The following is a 16,031-nucleotide window of genomic DNA, read 5'->3' as shown; positions in this document are numbered from 1 at the left end:
AGAGCGGCCGCGCGCCGCGCCGCCGCACCGGCCGCCCGGCACCGTCGCTCCGGGCGTGCGGCGTGGGCGCCGGTCCCTACGCGCCGGACCGCCCGATCGCCCGCCGAGCAACCGCGCCGACCGCGCCCGCTCTGACCGCCATCACCGGGTCCGCACCGCCGCCACCGATTCACCACCGCAGGGCCGCCGGCCAACTCGCACACTCGCCCCTCCGGGATGCCTACGGCATTGGACGGCAGCCCCGCTCCCCACGTATCGGGTTGAGGTTCTTACATGCCTCCGGCGGGGGTTCCAACTCCGGGATGGCCGATCAAGCCCGCCGCCGCAAGGTCTGTCAGGGGTTGAGGGTGCTGCCTGTCGGCATCGATGCATCAACGGTGGTGTCACTGCTGTGCGCGGCGCTCTTCATCTGTTCGATGGAACAGGGCGACGAGGGCAGCGACATCCCGCTCTTGGGCGTAGCACTCGGGATGAACGAGGCGGCTAGGTGATGCTCGCAGATCGTAGATAAACGGGATCCAGTAGGCGCGCCACTCGCCAGCAATGTCGTTCCGATCGATCGGGTAGGAGCCAACTCCCGGGCCGTCTGGATCGATCTCACGGCCGCACACTGGACAGACCAACATCCCATGAGCATCGTCGTGCGCGAAATACCCGTCAAGGACTGTTTACAGCGCGCAGAGCCATGATCCGGAATATGCACGGAACGGCACAAGCGGAAGAGTCCGCACGGCGATGCTCTAGCTCAGGTCAAGGCCCTGATCCCCGCCGAGCAAAGCAACGCCCTCCGGAGCCGAGTGCGCAGGTTCGAATCCTGCAGGGGGCGCACCTCAAGATCAGCCAAACCCCGGACGACCAGCGGAAACGCCAGGCTCCGGGGATTCGCGTCTACGTAACCGTGCGCCGCCAGACGCCGCCAGATGTCGGGGTTCACGGAATTTGCGGAACGGCTCGTACGCCATCGTCGTAGGTCAGCCCCAACAAAAGAGCCCGGTACGGAACCGGGGCTCTGGGTTACCGGCCAAGGGCCGCGTCCATCTGCTCGAACCAGTGATCGTCTTGACCATCAAGGGCGGCAGCGCTCCGGCCACCGCCTCGGCCGCGCGGCCACGTCGCGCGGGAGGGTCATGTCACCGGGGCCGGTCAGTAGCCGTCGTCGATATCGATGACGGCGGTCCGCTCCGGGCCGATCAGAACCAGGCAGGCCCCCTCCCCGGACAGCTCCAGCGGTAGCCCCGCGCCGTAGGCGAGCCGTGGCGCGCCGCCGGTGTCGCCGGTGACCTCGGCGCGGACGGTGTCGAGCAGGTCTTTGAACAGCCAGTGGACGAGATGGTCGCCGGGGTCCTGTGGTGGCGAGTCGTCGTGCATCGCCAGCCCCCAGGCGTCCTCGATCATCGCGCGCTCGGAGGCGGCCAGGACGGCCTCCAGGTCATCACCGTTCAGCCGCCGCAGAAAGCCGTCCGCCTCCTCCTCGGGGGTTTCGGTGAACTCCCAGTCGATCGGAGGCGGCGCGGCGCGCAAAGCGGCGTCGGCGGCCTCGGGGTCGGCGGAGGCGGGCAGGTCATGCGCCCTGAAGGTCACCTCGAACGTCACCTGGTTGTTGTTGTTCATGTAGAGGAACTCACTGAGCAACGTGGTGAGGCACGCGACGTGCGACTCCGGGTCGTCCCGCTCCGGCGGCACGGCCACGGCAGGAGCCACGGCCAGCCGCGCGGTGTCTCCCCGCCACGTCCGCACCAGTAGGTGAATCTCGTCGTCCAGCGCCGGGCCGCCGGGCTCGGCGGCGACCGTGATCCGCAGCAGGTCTTCGTCGCCCTCGACCAGCATCCCGGCCACGAACGCGGCGAGCGCCCGTGTCCTGCGGTCCAGTGGGCCTTCGGCGGCCTCCAGGACGGGAGTCAGGAACGCCAGACGTCCGCAACTCGGCGACGCTGACCAGCAACGGCGATGTCACGGTCGGAGTCGCCGCACACGACATGGGCATGGGCACCGCGACCGCACAGACCCTTTCGCAAACGTCGATCATCGGGCGGTGGCCGTCCTCTCCAGGGCCGTTTCACACCGAGATCACCAAGTGTTACTGGGGGACTTGGCTCTCTTCTGGGCGCCGGGCCAGCCAGACCGTCCGAGTGGCCCGGACCGTGAGGTCGTCGCGGCCGGGTACGCCGGCCGCGAGTGCGTCAAGGGCTGCGAGGTCGCCGGCGTCGAGGCGGCCGTCGAGACCGTGCCGCATGCGCTGCAAGGAGACCTGGGCATAGCGGCCGGTGGCGGCGGGAAGCGGTGGTTGCAGTGCGATGTCGAAGTGTCGTTCCGCCTCGACGATGAAACCGGCCTCGGCCAGGCGGGCGCCCCAGTCCTCGCCCATGTGCATCCCCGCCTCGGCCCGGATTTCGGCGAGGGCGTCATGGCAGCGATCCTCCAGAGCCGCGCCGGCCTCGTCCGGGAGGAATCGGGGGAACGAGTCCAGTTCGGTGACCACGAGCGCGCCGCCCGGGCGGAGCGTCGCGAGCGCCTGTGTGAGTGCGCGGCCGGGGTCGGCCATGTGGTGCAGCGAGGCGGACGCCCAGACCAGGTCGGCGGGGCTGAGAGGCGGCCAGAGCTGGTCCAGGTCGGCCTGGACGGTGTGGATCCGGTCGGCGACGCCGAGCGCGCTGGCCTTGTGCCGGAGGTGTTCGAGCATCGACTCGGAAACGTCGACCGCGACCACCTCAGCATCCGGCAGCTGCCGGGCCAACGCAAGGGCGCCGGTGCCGGTGCCCGCACCCAGGTCGATGATGCGCGACCGGGCGGGGGTCACCGAGCCGACCCAGGTGATCACGTCGCGGTGAAACTCGTGCAGAACGTCGGCGTCGAGGTCGAGCATCTCGGCCAGATGAGAATGTGCCATGCCGTAGACGCTACCCTTGCCTTGCGCACATGGCATAGCATCTTGCGTATGAAGCAAGACAGTGAGCTGGACTCCCTCGTCCGGCAGCGGATCCGGGGGCTGCGGGTGGCACGCGGCTGGTCGCTGGACGAGTTGGCGGCCCGCTGTTACCTGAGTCCGTCCACGCTGAGCCGGATCGAGACCGGCCACCGGCGGATCGCCCTCGACCAGCTGGCGCCGATCGCCCGGGCGCTGGGCACTACGCTCGATCAGCTGGTGGAGTCGGACGCCGACGACGACGTGGTGATCCGCCCGCACCGAGACGAGACACGTGGCATCACCACTTGGCTGCTAGCGCGAGAGGGCGCACCGCACGGCGTGACGGCCGCCAAGCTGCGGGTCACCCGGCCGGTCCCCACCGAGCTGCGGGTGCACCCGGGCCGGGACTGGTTCACCGTGCTGTCCGGCACCGTGGTGCTGCAGCTAGGTGAGCGGACGATCCTCGTCGAGACCGGCGAGGCGGCGGAGTTCTCCACGATGGTGCCGCACGCGTTCGGCGCGCAGGACGGCGCGGCTGAGATCCTGTGCATCCTCGACCACGATGGGGAGCGCACCCACCTGGGGCCGGCGAGGCAACAGGCCGAGGGTGGGTGATTCGGGTGGCGCCCGTTGAGTGGCACACGTAGCCGGAGCTGACAGCCCGCCTGGGCGTCCGAGAAGTACTCTTGGCCCGTGTTCTCGCCTCAAGGTCCGTCTCTGCGTGAACTGGCGATCCAGGCGCTGTCCTCGGTCGAGCGCGGCTACGACCTGCTCGCTCCGAAGTTCGACCACACGCCTTTTCGCACCCCCGAGAGCGTTCTTGGCGCAACCGCCGACGCTCTGCGTCCGCTCGGGCCGTTCGGCCAGGGACTGGACGTGTGCTGCGGCACCGGCGCAGGCATGTGGATCCTCAAAACCCTGTGCCAAGGACCGGTCACGGGCGTCGACTTCAGCACCGGCATGCTCGCCCAGGCGCGCAGAGCACACCCGGACGCCCAGTGGGTACAGGCCGACGTTCGGGCCCTGCCCTTCGCCCAGACCTTCGACCTCGCGGTCACCTTCGGAGCGCTCGGACACTTCCTGCCCGCCGAACGGCCCGCGCTGTTCGCCGGGGTGTACCGCGCGCTGCGGCCCGGCGGGCTCTTCGCCTTCCCGATCGGCGCGCCGCCACCCCTCATGTCGGGCTGGTATTGGGCGCTGCTCGGATTCGACCTGGCCATGCGGGTCCGGAATGCCGTGCGGCGTCCTCCGTTCGTCATGTACTACCGCACCTGCCCGCTGCACGCGGTCCGCAACGACCTGACAGCAGCCGGATTCACCGTGACGACAGTCCCCTTGACGGCCCTGGGCCAACGCGAGGACGGCAGCCCGCGGTACCGGCTTGTCCTCGCCCGCAAAGCCCGCACGCCCTGACCGATGCGCACGCCGCACAAACCCAGGAACGCATCGCACCAAAGTGAGCGATCTTGGCCAGGGCCGCTGGCAAGCCTCGTCGTGGAAGGCAAAAGGCGGTGTCTGAAGCTTAATCCACCGATCCAACTGTGCTCATGATCTAGCTTTTACCGTCGTGAAGGTGAACTTTCCTGAGGGGACCGAGTAGACGGAGTACTGTCCTTCGACCCGTTCGAAGGTGGCCCTGGCCGGCTTGAGGATGGCATTGCGCTCATCGGTGGGCACCCAGACTTCGGCTGTAGTGTTGGAGGGGACCGTGATCTTCAGCTCGAAACTGCGGTCGGATTTGGTCCACGAGCTCCGAGCGATGCCCTGAGGCGTCTTGTAGCTGCCTTGGACGTACCGCAGATCGCCTACGGGTTTGGGTTGGAAGACCAATTTGCCGTAGGCGGTGGAGCCGTGGGCCATACGGATACCGGCGAGACCCGACTGGAACCACTCCTCAATCTGGGCGAGGATCATGTGGTTCTTGGAGTCGCCGCGGTTCCACCGCTCACCGATGGTCGTCATACCGCCTGGGTTGGCGGGAGTGGATTCCATGAAGTATCCGTAACCAGGCTGGTCGTTCTCCTGGAGGAGGTCCCACAGCACGTCGTCGCGGTCACCTTCCGCCAGCGCCCTGATGGTGGGCGCCATCCCGATCGTGCCCCCGCTGAAGTGCGGGCCGTCGCCCTTGGGGTGAAAGGCGTAGACAAGTTCGACGAGGGCGCCCAGGACATCTTTGCGCCTGTCGGCAGGCACCAGTCCCGCGTCAAGGGCCAGGGCTTGAGCCGTCTGGGTGGCGCCTTCCGCGCCCGCGTTCCCGTTGGCGGTGTATCGCCCGATCGACTCATTGAAGAACGCCTTGTTGAACGCCTGTTTGATGTCCGAGGCCAGCTGCCAGTACTTCTGGGCGTCTGGGGTGTGGCCGGTCAGCTCGGCCATTCGGGCCATCTTGCTGATCATGACGTAGTAACCCCAGGTGCCGGTGATCCGGCCCGAGGTCTGGTCCTCGGCCACCCAGTCCGCCAGCGCAGCGTCGACGATGTGCTCATTGGCACCGGTGCCGACCTTCTCGCGTCGGATGTAATCGATGTACTTGACCATCTGGTCGTAGTACTTCGTCATCGTCTGGGTGTCGCCGTACAACTCGTGGAGGAAGGCCGGCACCAGGACGATCGCGTTCCCCCAGTTGATCTCATCGCCGAAGCGACCGGAGTACCCCCAGTCGTACACAGGTGTCTTCAGCGCCACGTTGCCGGCCATGGGGGTGTCCGCGACGGACTGGCCCTCGACGAGGTGCCGCATTGTCGTGCGCATGTACGCGGCGAGCTCGAAGTTCCGGTGGATGGCTCCCATGGGCATGGTGTAGTCGGCAGGGTATGAGAGCTTTTCGCGGCCGGGGCAGTCGGTGAAGACCGACATGATGTTACTCGCGAAGGAGTAGCGCGCCATCTTGTGGATGCGGTTGATTCGCGCGTTCGAGGTGTCGAACTCGCTGGAGACGGGGGTGTCCGCCTGCAGGCGCACCCCTGTGACGAGCTTGCCGGTCGGCTTGTACCCGTCCGGCAGTCCCGTGACCTGAACCCACTGCATGCCGAAGTAGTTGAAGTTGGGATGCCAGGACTCGCCCTGCGGGGCGCCGTACGACGTGTAGGTGTTGAAGAGGTGGACTCCCCGCGAACCGCCGCCGCCCATGAGGGAGGCCTGGTTCACCGTTCCGTCGGCGTTCAGCGACTCGGCCGGAGCCACCTTTACGGTCGTGCCGGCCGGTACCTTGCCCAGGTTGAGCTTCGGCCAGCCGACGATGTTCTGGCCGAGGTCGAACACCCACGTGCCGGGGGCCGGGTTGGTCACGGAGACCGGCGTCAGCTCCTCGTGCGCCGTGATCGGTTCCGCGGTCCTGGCCACCAGCTTGGTCGCGAGGTTGGGCGGTGGAGCGATGCCCGCGCTGATCCACTCCATGCTGGAGCCGTCCCGCCGCTTCGCGGTCGATCCCAGGTTCGAGCCGGGGTTGTTCCAACCTGGTTGCTCGCGTCGTGCGTCGTAGTCCGATCCCGAGTACCAGGCGTCGGTGACGAGAGGGCCCAGGGCGGTCCGCCACGATCGGTCGGTGACGATGACGTTCTTGCCGCCATCGTCGTAGCTGATCTCCATGCGGCCGATGAATCGCGGTGTCACGGCCGCTCCGGCGGAGGCATCGCTGGCAGCGATGTTGTTGCCCGAGCCCGTGACCTTGGCGCCGGCCGAGTGTGCGTTGGACAGGCCGGGAGTGAAGATGATGCCGGTTCCGTCGGCTCCGGCCGTGCCGACCGCGGTGATCGTACGGGATTCCAGTCGATCGCCGCCCCCGCCGGTGTCGATGTTGATCGTGCCGCCGACGTGATATCCGGTCACGTTGTCGAGCTTGACCGTGGTCGCCCCGGCCGCGGCGTCCGCCGCGAGAACCCCGGTGCCCTTGAGCTGGCTCTGCCACCAGGAGTAGGGCGACGTCCGTCCCACGGCGTCGTTCCTGACGCTACGGCGCACGTAAGCGGGTCCGTTGCCGAGCTCCACGCCTACGGTGTTGTCACCGGTCCGCAGGACGCCGGTGAAATCGTAGGTTCGGTACTCGCTTGAGAGCTGGTAGTTGGAGTTGCCGGGCGCCAGCTCCTCGTCGGTCAGTTCCCTGCCGTTGACCGTGGCGTGGTGAAGCCCGACGCCCGACAGGTAGAGACGCGCGTCAACGACCTTCTTGCCGCGCGGCACATGGAACTGACGAGCGAATATGGGCATGGGCTGGTTCTCGGTCCGGTCCGGGTAGTCGATCCACCGGGCGCTTCCCCAGTCGCCTTGCTCGAGCAGGCCCATCGACCACGAAGCCGGGTCGGACCACTGGGAGGGCCGGCGGTCGGCGTCCCACACCCGCACGCGCCAGGCGACCGTGTCACGAGAACCGAGATCCCTGCCGAAGGTCACGCGATGCTGGGAACCGCTGACCCGGCCCGTCTTCCAGATCAGGTCACCTGCGTTCAGTTTCTGCACGGTCTCGGCCGCCTGTACCTCATAGGCGGTCTGCTTGTCGGCCGGGCAGACGGTCCTCGCGCCCGGCCGGTAGCACGGGTGCGACCTCGCGCGCTTGGTCTCGGCAATCTGCCAGCTCAAGGTCGGACGAGGATTGTCGAGACCCTCTGGAGAGTCGTAGCGCCCGTCCACGCTGAGGTGCACCACCTCGACATTGCCCGCTGCGCCATGGGGAGTCGGGTCGGCGTAGGCGCTCACGGAGTGCGGGACGACCAAGGCCAGAACCAGACCCATGGCCGTCCAGGCGCGTCTGGAGCGCTTGTTGAATGACATTGTTATTCCTGTCCTTTTCGTCATGAGCGTGAGGTCACCTCAGCGGAGCGCCGTTGGTCTCGCATGGGGTGGCCGAGACATTGGCCAGGTCCTGGTCCGGCCCGGTGTCGGGAGGGGCAGGTTGAGGTGCGTCCTTCACTTCTCCTGGTAGGCCTTGTCCATCTGCCGGAGCACGGTTGCCGGGTCGGCCTTGCCCGAGAACATGTTCTGGACGCCGGTGAAGTGGGCCTGCTGGACCTTGGGGTTGGGCCAGAGCTGGTCCATGAAGGGGACGGTCTTGCCGGCCTTCTGGTAGTCGACCAGGGGCTGCAGGGCCGGGTCGAGCCGGAACTGGTCGTTGGGGATGCTCGGCAGGTTGCCGGTGGCCGCGGCGTAGGCGTTCATGGCCTCCGGGGTGGCCAGGAAGTCGATGAACTTCGAGGCCGGCTCGGGGTTCTTGGCCTTGGCGTTCAGAGCGAAGGCGCCGCCGGCCGCGCCGGGCATGTGAGTCTCGTCGGCGTTGTCGGTCGCCGGCACCGGGAAGAGGCCGAACTCGGTGCCTTGAGGCGCCTGGGCCTTGACCTGGCTGAGGGTGGAGGTGACCTGGACGGCGGCCACCGCCTGGCCTTTGGCGAGCTGGGCGACCGAGGCCTCGGAGGAGGTGCCGAGGGGGTCCTTGGAGAAGCAGCCGCGCTCGTTCATCTCCAGGTACTTGGTCATGGCGGTGTTCCAGCCGGAGCCCTCGAACTTCGCCGAGCCGGCCTTCATCTGCTGGTCGAAGTCCTTGTTGGAGGCGTACACCGTGGTGGGGACGAGCGCGTAGTCGACCAGCTGAGTGACCCAGTCGGTCTGGTTGCCGAGGGCGAAGGCGACCTTGCCCTTGGACTTGGCGGTGTCGCAGAAGGCCAGCAGTTCGCTCCAGGTGGTCGGGGCCTTCGCCCCCACCTCGTCCATGGCCTTTTCGTTGTAGAGGGCACCGATGCCGACGAACGTCATCGGAACGATGTAGGTCTTGCCGCCGACCTGGGTCACCGGCTTGATCCCGGCGGGGATCCGGGCGGTCCAGGAGCGGCTGGACAGGTCGGCGATGTAGCCCGTGGGGGCCAGCACCTCGATGGCCGCGGGATTGCCGTTGCCGGGCCAGGCGAAGAACACGTCCGGGGCCGTGCCCGAGGACAGCTGCGTACGCAGGGTGCCCTGGTACTGATCGGTGTCGGAGTAGGAGGTGGTGACCCTCACCTTGGGGTTCTTGACCTGGAACGCCTTGAGCACGGCCTCCGTGCCGGCCCGGTCGGTGGCCACCGCAGCGATGCGCAGGGTCTCCGAGCCGCCGGAGGCGTTGGTGCCGCTGCTGCAGGCGCCTGCGGCCAGGGCGACGCCCGCGACCACGGCGGCGGTCAGCCGGTGGGTGGAACGCATGAATCCTCCTCGGAGAGGTGGTTGACAGGTGGGTGTTCTCAACGCAGTGGCGGGGTGGCGCTGAAGCTGTAGTGACCGGAGGCCAGGTCGACGACCAGAGCACCGGGAAGGCTGTCGACGATCTCGATTCCAGTGCGGTCCGCGAGCTCCTCCCCGTCTTCGCGGACGCTTCCCGGGTCCCCGGTGGGAACATGCAGGGTCGCGCGGGCGCTCGGGGGGACGGTGACCTCCAGGTGAACTTCGTCCTCGTGCAGCCGCCATCCGCAGGCGACGGCGCCCAGGGGTGTTTCCTGCCGGGCCCGGGCCCAGGTGAGCCTGCCGCCGACGGTAGGCCGCAGCAGCAGGTCCCGGTAAGCGACGGAGCCGGGCCGCTGGTCGATGCCGGCGACGCCGCCGTACAGCCATTCGCCGACGGAGCCAAGGCTGTAGTGGTTGAAGGAGTTCATGGCCGGTGACTGGAAGCCGTGCTCCTCGGTCCAGCCGTCCCAGCGCTCCCAGATCGTGGTGGCGCCGTGCCGGACCGAGTAGCCCCAGGACGGATAGGTGTCCTGGTGCAGCAGCGCGTACGCCAGGTCGGCGCGGCCGTGCTCGGCGAGCACCGGGCACAGCAGAGCCACCCCGACGAAACCCGTGGTGAGGTGCCGGTCACGGGCCTCGATGTCGGCGGCCAGATGCCGGACGGCCGCGGACACCAGCCGTTCGGGCAACAGGTCGAACGCCAGCGCCAGCAGGTAGCCGGTCTGAGTACCGCCCGCGACCTTGCCCTCGTGTGCGGACGTGTCCACGAACGCGTCCACGAACGCATCCCGGATGGCCAAGTGCAGGGCGCCGTAGCGTTTGGCGTCGGCGTGCTCACCGAGCACGTCGGCCGCCTGCGCGACGATCTGGGCGCTACGCGCGAAGTAGGCGGTGGCCAGCAGGTCACGCGGGGTCTCCGCATCCACTTGGAGCCAGTCGCCGTAGTGGTTGCCGACACGGTGACGCCACACAAGGTCGGAGTTGTGGCGATGGATGTGATCGACCCAGGCGGTCATGGCGGCGTACGACCGTTCCAGCATCCGCCTGTCGCCGTAGACGCGATAGAGGTGCCAGGGGATGATGACACCGCCGTCGCCCCACGCCGGTGCACCCTCACGGTCAACGCACAGCCTCGGGGCGACGTCGGGGAAGGCTCCATCGGCATCCTGGGCGTCGACGACGTCACGCATCCACCGGGCGAAGAACGCCCCGACGTCGGCGTTGCGGCAGGCGGTCGGCAGAAAGACCTGAGCGTCGGCCAGCCACCCGAGCCGCTCGTCACGTTGCGGGCAGTCGGTGGGGATGGACACGAAGTTGCCGCGCTGACCCCAGCGGATGTTGGACTGCAGCCGCGTCACGATCTGGTCGGAACAGGCGAACTCCCCCGTCCACGGGGTGTCGCTGTGCAGCACCCTGCCGACGACGTCCTCGGCACGCAGGTCACCCGGATAGCCGGTGACCTCGACATACCGGAAGCCGTGGAAGGTGAACTGCGGTTCGAAGACCTCCACGGCGTCGCCCGCGGCCACATAGACGTCGATGGCCTCCGCAGTGCGCAGGTTGTCGACGTACAACTCCCCGTCGTCGAGCATCTCGGCGTGCCGCAACCGGATCCGCCGTCCGCGTTCGGCACCCCGCACCGTAAGCCTCACTCGCCCGACCATGTTCTGGCCAAGGTCGACGATGAGGTGACCGCCGGGGCGGCGGACCACGGAGCGGGCAGGCAGCTCCTCCGTCACCCGCACCGGCCGGTCGGAGCCGGCCTGCAGGACCTCGGTCGAACGGTCGAGCACGACGGCCGAAGTCCATCCGGCGTCGTCGTACCCGGGGGCGTCCCAGCCAGACAGATCATCGCGGGCGTCGACGTACTCCCCCATCAGCAAGTCGGCGTACCGGGTCGCGCCGGAACGCTCCAGCCAGCCCTCGTCAGTGCGGATCCAGCGCCGGGAGCCGTCCGCGAAGTCCAGCAGGACCTGGACGATCACCTGGGGCGCGTCGCCGTAGTGCAGAGCCTGGTGGCGGGAGTCGAAGCCGACGAAGCCGCTCCACCATCCGTCGGCGAGCACGACGCCCAGCACGTTCTCGCCGTCCTCGAGCAGCTCACCGACGTCATAGGTCTGATACAGCACCCGCCGGTGGTACTCGGTCCAGCCCGGGCCCAGTTCGACGTCGCCGACCCGCCGACCGTTCAGGCTCAACTGGTAGACACCCCGGGCACTGGCGTACACACGGGCCCGCACCGGCCGCCGGCCGCCCAAGTCGAACGAGCGCCGCAGGTGGGCGCACGGCAGCAGGTGCCGCGTGCGGTCGGTGCGGTCCTCACGGTCGGGCGGATCCATCACGGCCGCGGCCGCAAAGTCACGGCCGATCCACACGGCGCGCCACTCGTCGGCGTGCATGAGACCGGTCTCGAACCACGAATCCGCCCTGCCCGCCGGTGAGCCGTCGGCGTCCCACACCTCGACCCGCCAGTGGTAGCGGGTGCAGGACTGCAGCGGCGGCCCATCGAAAGGGACGAGCACGCCGACGGCCGACTCACGACAGCCGGTGTCCCAGATGCGCCGCCCTGCGACATCCAGGTCCTCTCGGGCGAGCGCCACGGTGAGCCGATAGGAGGTCTGCGCGTCGCCCCTGCGGGTGGAGCGGAGTTTCCACGACAGGCGGGGCGACGGCTCGTCCAGACCCAGCGGCGTCTCCAGCATCTCGCAGGTGAGGCCGTAGGGCTGCAGAGCGCCGTCGTCGGGGCGGGTGTTCAGCGGTGGGTTCGGCAAGTCCGTGGTCATCCCTTCAGTCCCCCGGCGAAGCCCTTGATGATGTGGCGCTGCATGAGGAAATAGACGATGAGGATCGGCAGCATGGCGATGACCAGTCCGGCGAACACCAGATTCCACTGCGAAACGTACTGGCCGATGAATCCGAAGACGGCCACCGGAATGGTCTGCTGGTCACTGCCGCTGAGGTACAGGAAAGGTGTGAGGAAGTCGTTCCAGATCAGAATGGCGTTCAGGATCACCACGGTTCCGGTGATGGGCCGCAGCAGCGGGAAGACGACCCGCCACAGGACCTGGATCGGGCTCGCCCCGTCGATGAGCGCAGCCTCCTCGTATTCACGGGGAAGGACACGCAGAAAACCCGCGTAGAGAAAGGTCGCAAAGGGAACCTGCAGCCCGCTGTAGAACAGCACCAGGGACCACAGGGTGCCCAGCAGGTTCAGATCGCGAATGGTCTGGTACAGCGGCAGCAGCGCCAGTTGGAAGGGAAGCAGCAGGCCCAGCATCACCAGCAGGAACGACCAGCGGGACCAGCGGGCAGTCACCCGTGCCAGCGGGTACGCGGCCATCACCGAGACGGCAACGATGATCGCCACGCTCAGCGCCGTCACCACGACGCTGTTGACGATGGCGCCCGCCAGGCCGGCCTCCCGCCAGGCGTCGGCGTAGTTGCGCAGGGTCGGCGACATCGTCGGCACGATGGCAGAGGACCCATCCCGCGGATCGCGCAGCGACAGGTTGACCAGGAGGTACAGGGGGAACGCGACCACCGCGGTCACCGCGATCATCGCGATCTCGCGGACCAGGGTGCGGGGGCCGTAGCGGTTCACCGGGCCGCTACTTCCCGGCGGCGCAGCAGCCGGTACTGGCCTCCGGAGATGACCGCGACGAAGACCGTCAGCACGATCGCAAGCGCCACGCTGTAGGCGTACTCGTTGAACTGGAAGGCGTTCTTGTAGATGAGCGTCGACAGGGTCTCAGTGGCGGTTCCGGGGCCACCACCTGTCATCACCCAGACCTGGTCGAACAGTTTCAGGCCCCCGATGATCGACAGCATCAGGTTGACCGTCGTCGCGGGCGCCAGCAGCGGCAACACGACGTGCCGGAAACGTTGCCATCCACTCGCGCCGTCGACGGCGGCGGCCTCGTGGACCTCCCGGGGAATGCCCTGAAGGCCGGCCAGGAAAATGACCATCGAATAGCCGGCGAACTGCCAGACGACGACCCCCGCCACGCTGCACAGGGCCAGGGTCGGATTCCCCAGCCAGTTCTGCTGCCAGGAGTCCGGCCCGGCGGCCGCGATCATGCCGTTCAGCGCGCCGTCAGGGGCCAGGATGTACTTCCACAACGCCGCAGTGACGACCGGCGTCATCACAGCCGGGGCGAACAACAGGACGCGCAGCACGTTCCGGCTCTTGATCCGGCTGTGCACGCCCAGCGCGAGCAACAACCCGATGGCGTTCTGAATGACCGTGACGGCCACCGCGATGATGAACGTCTGCCGGAGCGCTCCCCGGGCCCCCGGATCCTCCAGCATGTCCCGGAAATTGCCCAGGCCGACGAAATGCCTCGTGGGGTTGAGCCCGTCCCAGTCGGTGAACGCGAACGCCGCACCCTGAGCGCTGGGCAGCAGCACCACGAAGGCGTACAGCGCGAACGCCGGGACCAGGAACCAGGCGGGCGCCCGACGCGTGCGCCTCCCTCGCCGCGAAGCCGCCACGGCCGGGCCGACAGGGTTTCCCTTTGCCTGCCGCGGGCCGGGCACGACCGGCTCGGTCACCTCCCTCGCTGACCCCTGCGCCATCTGCGCCCTCCTTCGCACACATGACGGCTGTGTTGCCGCCAGGTGAACCGCACAGCTTCTAGGCAGGGATCCTGCGCCGACCGTGACCTGCCCGGATAGCCCGAAATAGGCCAGCGGTAGCACAATGTTCACCTCAACACCTCAGGGCGCTACAGTGCGGTCATGCACGGACCCCCCGTTGACGTCATCAAGGGAATGGTGTACATCACCGACGGGTCACTGGCCTACGCCGGGCACCACTTCCACGAGGACAGCCACCCCGTCCACACGCACAGCTTTGTCGAGATCGCCGTCGTCACAGGCGGCCAAGCGGTGCACAAGTCACTCACAGGCCAACGGAAACTGGAGGTCGGGGACGTCATCCTGCTACGCCCCGGGGTCTGGCACGGCTACGAGGAGTGCCGGGGCCTCGACCTGTACAACTGCTGCTTCAGCAACGAACTACTGCAACGCGAGCTGGCCTGGACACGGGAGGACGCCCTGCTGGGTTACCTGTTGTGGACCGGCCCCAACTCCATGCAGCGCCGAGGAATGCTCACCACGAGACTGGATGCACAAGCGCTCAAAGAGTGCGTGATTCATCTGGACGCTCTGGCCCGGTTGCGCGACCAGCCCGTGGACCGGCACCGGGGCGACATCATCGGACGGCTCTCGCTGTTCCTGAGCCACCTCGCCCGGGCCGTCGCCGCCAGCCGAGGGAACATTCCCGGCAGGGAGGGGCCGACGCACCCGGCCGTACTGGAGGCCATGCACCTGCTCGAGTCACGACTCGACCACAAATGGACCCTCAACGAACTCGCCGAAGAACTCCATTTGACACCCCGCTACCTCATCCGCCTGTTCAAATCCGCCACCGGGCTACCACCGATGACCTACCTCGCCCAGCACCGGGTGGAAAAGGCGGCCTCCCTGCTGCTACACACCGACCAGCCCATCACCCAGATCGGCCAGGCCGTCGGCTGGGCCGACCAGAACTACTTCGCACGCCGCTTCAAAGCCCACTACGGCCTCACCGCCACGACCTATCGGCAGCGATTCACGCACCATTCGCTCCGGCTTTGACGCCACCCCCACCCGCATCAAGGATCGTGCAACGACTGCGGGGAGGTCCCCAGTGCGGCATGAGCGGATGTCTGGTCATGGAGCTGTGAGTTCGGCCAAGAGCCGGTGGATCAGGTTGCGGCTGTCGTCCGGCGAGATGGCCGACTTCTCCTCGATAAGGATCCACGTGTCGGTGAGGTCGCCATAACCGAACTCGGTACCCAGGGCAGTGTGCGTCAAGGTGAGCCGGTCCCCGATCTCCGGGAACTCCAGTACATCGAACGGACACGCCCGCGCCTCGAAGAACACGGCGCCACTGGGGACCACCCGGATCGTCGTGTCCGGGCTGACGCCGAGGTCCAGGAGGTGGCGAAGCTGAGCGGCCATCACCCCCGGTTCGGTCAGCGGCAGGGTCAGCGCACGCTCATCGATGATCACGTCAAGGACCCGGCGACGGCCGCCCGCGCGGTAGCGCTGGCGGCTGTTCAGCAGGTCCCATTCCACATCGACGTCGCAGCCCGGAGCCAGATGCGGGGCGAGATGACGAGCGTACGACTCCACCCGCGCCATGTACGGGACCAGCTGGACGCCATAGCTATGGATGACCGATGCCTCCGACTCCATGATGAGCGCGTCACGTTTCGAAGCCGTCAACCGATCCGCGTGCGCCTCCAGCCACTCCGGCCCGTGGGGGCGTGACGCCAGATCGATCATCACCTCCGCGACCTTGGCCTCCCGAACCTGATAACGCTCCAGGATCCGCTCCACCTCAGCGGGCGACGGCGACTCGAACCCGGTCTCGACGCGGACCAGCCATTCGGACTCGCACCGCACCCGGGCCGCCGCCTCCGTGTACGACAGCTCCAGAAACTCCCGAGTCCGCCGCAGGTACAATCCCAGCCGCCGCGCATTGATGTTCGGCGCGCGATAGTCAACGGGCATCCGCTCCTCCTCCATGCTCCACCATCGCAACCCCGGAGGCTCTCTTGCTCGCTTTTCGGCTACTTGTTCACTTGCCTCAGGACTGATGCCTGGCGAGGCTCGGTCCAGGTGCCCGGGCTGTCGCTCTCATTTCGGCTGCCCACGCTGGTCGTCAGACGTACTCGCTGATCCGTGCGGCGCTGGCGGGGATGCCACTCAAGGGAAACACACTGCCATCTGCACGAGCGCGCGACGGCGGCACGATCTTGAGCCCTGCGCAAGATCGCCAGCCGAAGAGGCCGGATGCCGCGTACGACCTGGACTCGGAGGCCCTGCCGGAACTGCCGGCGCTGCGCCACCTCACGCTCAACGGAACCAGGCGCACGACGGCCGCTGCCGCCGGCGA

The 16,031-nt window shown here is 67.7% G+C and carries 12 protein-coding genes; 4 read left to right on the top strand and 8 right to left on the bottom strand.

All coding sequences use genetic code 11. The annotated features are described in order from the left end of the window. The first annotated feature begins 302 nt into the window (after positions 1 to 302). Positions 303 to 491, top strand: coding sequence for a hypothetical protein (locus HKK74_RS10205; RefSeq protein WP_187242892.1), 189 nt, complete (start codon positions 303 to 305; stop codon positions 489 to 491). 652 nt (positions 492 to 1,143) lie between these two features. Here the strand turns inward: HKK74_RS10205 and HKK74_RS10200 are convergent. Then, a complete protein-coding gene (locus tag HKK74_RS10200; RefSeq protein ID WP_187242891.1) occupies positions 1,144 to 1,836 on the bottom strand; it encodes a hypothetical protein in 693 nt (230 codons plus the stop codon). A 241-nt stretch (positions 1,837 to 2,077) separates the two neighbouring features. Further along, a complete protein-coding gene (locus HKK74_RS10195) occupies positions 2,078 to 2,887 on the bottom strand; it encodes a class I SAM-dependent methyltransferase (RefSeq protein WP_187242890.1) in 810 nt (269 codons plus the stop codon). Positions 2,888 to 2,935: 48 nt separating this feature from the next. On the opposite strand from HKK74_RS10195, the gene HKK74_RS10190 reads away from it, so the two are divergent. Both HKK74_RS10190 and HKK74_RS10185 read left to right on the top strand, forming a co-directional pair. Continuing rightward, positions 2,936 to 3,520, top strand: a complete 585-nt coding sequence (locus HKK74_RS10190; protein ID WP_187242889.1) for a helix-turn-helix domain-containing protein — start codon at positions 2,936 to 2,938, stop codon at positions 3,518 to 3,520. 78 nt (positions 3,521 to 3,598) lie between these two features. Beyond that, entirely contained in the window at positions 3,599 to 4,318 is a 720-nt protein-coding gene (locus HKK74_RS10185) for a class I SAM-dependent methyltransferase (protein WP_187242888.1), read from the top strand. A 132-nt stretch (positions 4,319 to 4,450) separates the two neighbouring features. Here HKK74_RS10185 and HKK74_RS10180 read toward each other — a convergent pair whose 3' ends face one another. The 5 genes from HKK74_RS10180 to HKK74_RS10160 form a co-directional block, all read right to left on the bottom strand. After that, positions 4,451 to 7,672 (bottom strand): family 78 glycoside hydrolase catalytic domain, encoded by a 3,222-nt coding sequence (locus HKK74_RS10180; RefSeq protein ID WP_222722117.1) that lies wholly within the window; start codon positions 7,670 to 7,672, stop codon positions 4,451 to 4,453. Positions 7,673 to 7,807: 135 nt separating this feature from the next. After that, positions 7,808 to 9,070, bottom strand: coding sequence for an ABC transporter substrate-binding protein (locus HKK74_RS10175; RefSeq protein ID WP_187242887.1), 1,263 nt, complete (start codon positions 9,068 to 9,070; stop codon positions 7,808 to 7,810). Between the two features lie 38 nt (positions 9,071 to 9,108). Next, a complete protein-coding gene (locus HKK74_RS10170; RefSeq protein WP_187242886.1) occupies positions 9,109 to 11,871 on the bottom strand; it encodes an alpha-L-rhamnosidase in 2,763 nt (920 codons plus the stop codon). Further along, on the bottom strand, positions 11,868 to 12,647 hold the full coding sequence (locus HKK74_RS10165) for a carbohydrate ABC transporter permease (RefSeq protein WP_222722116.1): 780 nt from the start codon (positions 12,645 to 12,647) through the stop codon (positions 11,868 to 11,870). The genes HKK74_RS10170 and HKK74_RS10165 overlap by 4 nt, the downstream gene beginning before the upstream one ends. A gap of 38 nt (positions 12,648 to 12,685) precedes the next feature. Further along, positions 12,686 to 13,663 carry a carbohydrate ABC transporter permease gene (locus HKK74_RS10160; protein WP_187242884.1) on the bottom strand — a complete coding sequence of 326 codons (978 nt, stop codon included), beginning with the start codon at positions 13,661 to 13,663 and terminating at the stop codon, positions 12,686 to 12,688. A 162-nt stretch (positions 13,664 to 13,825) separates the two neighbouring features. Between HKK74_RS10160 and HKK74_RS10155 the strand changes: the two genes are divergently transcribed. Next, positions 13,826 to 14,725 (top strand): AraC family transcriptional regulator, encoded by a 900-nt coding sequence (locus HKK74_RS10155; protein WP_187242883.1) that lies wholly within the window; start codon positions 13,826 to 13,828, stop codon positions 14,723 to 14,725. 75 nt (positions 14,726 to 14,800) lie between these two features. Here the strand turns inward: HKK74_RS10155 and HKK74_RS10150 are convergent, their stop codons facing one another. After that, positions 14,801 to 15,646 (bottom strand): helix-turn-helix domain-containing protein, encoded by an 846-nt coding sequence (locus tag HKK74_RS10150; RefSeq protein WP_187242882.1) that lies wholly within the window; start codon positions 15,644 to 15,646, stop codon positions 14,801 to 14,803. Between the last annotated feature and the right edge of the window lie 385 nt (positions 15,647 to 16,031).

The organism is Actinomadura alba (genome assembly GCF_014323705.1).
Taxonomy (GTDB): domain Bacteria; phylum Actinomycetota; class Actinomycetes; order Streptosporangiales; family Streptosporangiaceae; genus Actinomadura_C; species Actinomadura_C alba.
Note: the sequence above shows the minus strand (reverse complement) of the source record. Positions and strands in the feature narration are given on the sequence as shown.

Bases quoted from the DNA above. Each gene is read 5' to 3' on its own strand.
- HKK74_RS10205 (WP_187242892.1), top strand. From the start codon at position 303: ATGGCCGATCAAGCCCGCCGCCGCAAGGTCTGTCAGGGGTTGAGGGTG.
- HKK74_RS10195 (WP_187242890.1), bottom strand. From the start codon at position 2,887: ATGGCACATTCTCATCTGGCCGAGATGCTCGACCTCGACGCCGACGTT.
- HKK74_RS10190 (WP_187242889.1), top strand. From the start codon at position 2,936: ATGAAGCAAGACAGTGAGCTGGACTCCCTCGTCCGGCAGCGGATCCGG.
- HKK74_RS10180 (WP_222722117.1), bottom strand. From the start codon at position 7,672: ATGTCATTCAACAAGCGCTCCAGACGCGCCTGGACGGCCATGGGTCTG.
- HKK74_RS10175 (WP_187242887.1), bottom strand. From the start codon at position 9,070: ATGCGTTCCACCCACCGGCTGACCGCCGCCGTGGTCGCGGGCGTCGCC.
- HKK74_RS10170 (WP_187242886.1), bottom strand. From the start codon at position 11,871: ATGACCACGGACTTGCCGAACCCACCGCTGAACACCCGCCCCGACGAC.
- HKK74_RS10165 (WP_222722116.1), bottom strand. From the start codon at position 12,647: ATGATCGCGGTGACCGCGGTGGTCGCGTTCCCCCTGTACCTCCTGGTC.
- HKK74_RS10160 (WP_187242884.1), bottom strand. From the start codon at position 13,663: ATGGCGCAGGGGTCAGCGAGGGAGGTGACCGAGCCGGTCGTGCCCGGC.
- HKK74_RS10155 (WP_187242883.1), top strand. From the start codon at position 13,826: ATGCACGGACCCCCCGTTGACGTCATCAAGGGAATGGTGTACATCACC.
- HKK74_RS10150 (WP_187242882.1), bottom strand. From the start codon at position 15,646: ATGCCCGTTGACTATCGCGCGCCGAACATCAATGCGCGGCGGCTGGGA.